This window comes from Jatrophihabitans sp., assembly GCF_035474675.1.
GTDB lineage: Bacteria > Actinomycetota > Actinomycetes > Mycobacteriales > Jatrophihabitantaceae > Jatrophihabitans_A.
The window spans coordinates 1-2,499 of the sequence record NZ_DATINC010000102.1 but is presented as its reverse complement, the minus strand read 5'-3'; the positions used below and the strand labels follow the sequence as shown (position 1 = coordinate 2,499).

Annotated in this window: 2 protein-coding genes; both read left to right on the top strand. The window is 73.7% G+C overall.

Annotated features, from left to right (window positions below):
* Positions 1–1,148: ATP-dependent DNA helicase (locus VLJ82_RS12385; RefSeq protein WP_408663662.1), on the top strand; the 1,148-nt coding region annotated here is incomplete at its 5' end.
* A 202-nt stretch (positions 1,149–1,350) separates the two neighbouring features.
* The coding region (locus VLJ82_RS12380; protein WP_408663661.1) for a molybdopterin-dependent oxidoreductase at positions 1,351–2,499 on the top strand (1,149 nt) is incomplete at its 3' end.

Genomic DNA, 2,499 nt, shown 5'->3' with positions numbered 1-2,499 from the left:
CCGGCAAGAGCCGGACGGTGGCCACCGTGGTGCACGAGGCCGGCCGGCTGGGCAAGTCGGTGGCGCTGGCCGCCCCGACCGGCCGGGCCGCCAAGCGGCTGGCCGAGCTGTGCGACGCCGAGGCGATGACCATCCACCGGCTGCTGGGCGTCCAGCCGCGGGCCGGCGAGGGCGGCGAGGTGGACTTCAGCGCCGGCTTCGCCCGGGGCGCGGACTGGCCGCTGGACGAGCAGCTGGTGGTGGTCGACGAGGCATCCATGCTGGACGTGGAGCTGGCGGCGGCACTGCTGCGGGCCTGCGCGGACGGCACCCACCTGATGTTCGTGGGCGACTCCGCGCAGCTGCCCTCGATCGGCCCGGGCCAGGTGCTGGCCGACCTGATCTCCTCCGGCGCGGTTCCGGTGGTGGAGCTGGCCACCCTGTACCGGCAGGACGCCGGTGGCGCGATCGCCCGGCTGGCCACCGCGGTGCGGGCCGGGCAGCTGCCCGCGGTGGACTCCCCGGACCGCGAGGTGGTGATCGTGCCGGCCCGCGGCTCGGCCGACTGCGCGCACCGGGTGGTGCAGCTGACGACCGACTCGATCCCCCGGGCACTGGGCATCGACACCGACCAGATCCAGGTGGTGACCCCGGTGCACCGCGGACCGGCCGGCACTATCGAGCTCAACGCCGCACTCAAGGCCAAGCTCAATCCGTCGCCGTTCGGCAGGTCCGGCGGCCGGTTCGACCCGGGTGACCGGGTGGTCGCCACCGCCAACCACCTGGAGGCCACCCCCACCGGCTTCGCCAACGGCGAGGTGGGGACGGTGACCGCGGTCCGCGACCGGGTGGTCACCATCGACTTCGGCACCACGTCGCCGGCGCTGGCCGAGGTGTCGGGCAAGATGCTGGCCGACATCAGCCACGGCTGGGCGATCACGGTGCACCGGGCGCAGGGCTCGGAGTTCCGCGGGGTGATCGTGGTGCTGCCGCCGGAGGCGGGCCGGATGCTGTCCCGGCCGCTGGTCTACACCGCCCTGACCCGGGCCCGGGCGCACCTGTCGGTGGTGCACGGCAGCGGGCCGGCGCTGGTCCGCGCGGTCCGCGACATCGGGGCCACCCCGCGCCGGACCATGCTGGCGGCCGCGCTGGGCGATCAGGCGGACTGACCGAACGAATAGCTCGCTTCACCCAGAAAGGCGTCGAGATTGCTTGCGCCCCGGGAGGCGGCTTCTACTTCCGGGATTGCGCCTGACCGTGGGCTGCCCGTGACAGGGTGGCCGGCATCCGGCTGCGACCGGGCGCCGGCCACCAGCGTTCGTATCGAGATCGTAAGAACATCGCCCGGACTCTGGCGCGATCATGGATGCTGTGGCATCCAGGACAACGACCGCTGCGCTGATCGGCCTGCTCGCAGGCGGGGTCGCGGTGGGCGTCGGCGAGCTGGTGGCAGCACTGGTCCGGCCGGCCGCTTCCCCGGTGATCGCGGTCGGCAACCGGCTGATCCTGCTCACCCCGGAACCGGTCAAGCGTTGGGCGATCCGGCAGTTCGGCACCGGCGACAAGCACGTGTTGCTCACCGGCATCTACCTGGTGCTGGCCGGCTGCGCGGTCGCAATCGGGATCGTCGCGGTGCGCCGGCTGCGCCTCGGCCTGCTCGGCGTCGGGCTGCTCGGCCTGCTCGGCGTCTACTCCTCCCAGACCACCGCCGCGCACCGGGTGAGCGACGCGGTGCCCTCGGCACTCGGGGTGCTCGCCGGAATGGCCGCGCTGTGGCAGCTGGTGGCAGCGGTGGCGCCGGCCGACGACGGTGAGCAGACCGGTTCCGGCCGGCGCAGCTTTCTCGCCGCCGGGCTGACGACGGCGGTCGCGGCGGTGCTCGGTGGCTTCGGCGGCCGGGCGTTGCAGCACCGGCGCTTCGACACCACGGCGGCCCGGGCGGCGATCCGGCTGCCCGCACCGGTCTCCGGCCCGGACGCCCGGCCGTCGGCCTCAGCCGGGGCGGTCGGCAACGCCACCGCGACCAACTACGACCGGGGCCTGACCTCGGTGCCGTTCCGGACGCCGGCCGACCGGTTCTACCGGATCGACACCGCGCTGGCGGTGCCGCAGATCGACCCGGACACCTGGAAGCTGCGGATCACCGGCATGGTGGCCCGGCCGCTGACCCTGACCTTCGCCGACCTGCTGGCCCGGCCGCTGGTGGAGCGCTGGATCACGTTGTGCTGCGTGTCCAACGAGGTCGGCGGTGAGCTGGTCGGCAACGCCACCTTCCGGGGCGTGCTGCTGGCCGATTTGCTGCGCGAGGCCGGCATCGCGTCGGAGGCCGACCAGCTGGTCGCCTCGTCCAGCGACGGCATGACGATCGGTTCCCCGACGGCGGTGGTGATGGACGGCCGGGACGCGATGCTCGCGGTCGGCATGAACGGCGAGCCGCTGACCGCCGAGCACGGCTTTCCGGTGCGGATGGTGGTGCCGGGCCTGTACGGCTACGTCTCGGCCTGCAAGTGGATCACCGGG